Source organism: Deltaproteobacteria bacterium CG11_big_fil_rev_8_21_14_0_20_49_13, assembly GCA_002796305.1.
Classification (GTDB): domain Bacteria; phylum UBA10199; class UBA10199.
This window is the reverse complement of record PCWZ01000032.1, coordinates 1-1,236: the sequence shown is the minus strand read 5'-3', so window position 1 is coordinate 1,236 and position 1,236 is coordinate 1. Positions and strand designations below refer to the sequence as shown.

1 protein-coding gene is annotated in these 1,236 nt (G+C 44.1%); it reads right to left on the bottom strand.

What is annotated here, in order from left to right; all coding sequences use genetic code 11:
- Positions 1-157 precede the first annotated feature (157 nt).
- Positions 158-853 (bottom strand): hypothetical protein, encoded by a 696-nt coding sequence (locus tag COV46_02630; GenBank protein PIR17800.1) that lies wholly within the window; start codon positions 851-853, stop codon positions 158-160.
- Between the last annotated feature and the right edge of the window lie 383 nt (positions 854-1,236).

Sequence of the window (1,236 nt, the reverse complement as noted above, 5' to 3'; positions counted from 1 at the left end):
TGGTTAGTAATACCTTTGTTAAAAACTATAAGTATTTCTAACTTCTTATTCGCACTGGCATACGAATAAGAAGTTGAAATACTATAGCAGTTACAAAAAAAGTCCCTGCCATTTGCAAATGACAGGGACTTTTTGTATATGAACGCTTATTCTAACTTTAGAATCCGAATTTCTTTTTTAAACCGCCAACTCCTTTGACGCCGCTGCTGCTTTTGCCACTCATTGATTTATTTGCAGAAGCCGCCCCGCCATTCCATCTGGAGTTCACGTTAAGAAGGTAGGTATTGGTGGCCGCATTATAAAATGCGAGAGCTGACTCATGCGCGGCACAATCTTGCGCCGGCTCACCTGCTTTTACAGATCTAGTAATAACAGTTTCGCCCTTTGCAGCCAGTTTATCCAAAACCATTTTCTTTCTATCGTCGTTGCTCTTCCCTGGCGCGTCTGAAAGTTTCATGAGAGCCCACGCTTCATTATACAAGCTTGTATCGGACATCGCGCCACAGTTCATCTTATGATAATTTGTCTGTGTGGTAAAACCCTTTGGAGACTTCATTTCCTTAGGCCCTATGGCATAAAGATACGTGTGAAACGGATTTTTGCCGGCCGGCACTAAAGCAAAGAAATCAGGAATTTCGCAACTCTTCAGAGCGACAGGCTCATTGTATACGCACTCCTTGCGAGTTGTTTTATTCATTCCCACGTCATAGGGTACATCTTCCCTGACGCAAATGTGCCACTTTAGCTGCTTGAATGCAGGATCACACTTCGTTCCCTCTGCTTTAGCAACAGTCGCGTGCACCGACACAGCAAAAACCGCTGTAGCGAGAAAGAACAACAAGAGACGTTTCATAAATACCCCCGTTTGTTTGCCGCATGGCCGTTAATGACAGTAGCCCCAATTGGCCGTCTTTTAAACCAAGCGACTTCCGAAGGGGGTCTTTTAAGACAACTTTTGTTGATTTGCAAGGAAAAACGGGGGTAAATTAACTGGCTCTTCTCCCGATCGAGTGTATCATTTGCGGGACAAGATGGCGGGAAAAAGCGATTACATAACCACAAGACGGAGTCAAACGATCCGTAACCACACATAACCACAAGACGGAGTTATAACCACAATATAACCACAAGACTAACCACAAATAACCACAAGACGGAGTCAAGAGTTACAGAAGTGACGGAAACGCTACAGTTTTGGGTGTGTGCGTTTTGTTCGGGTCTAACGATTTCAACATG

Bases quoted from the DNA above. Each gene is read 5' to 3' on its own strand.
- COV46_02630 (PIR17800.1), bottom strand. From the start codon at position 853: ATGAAACGTCTCTTGTTGTTCTTTCTCGCTACAGCGGTTTTTGCTGTG.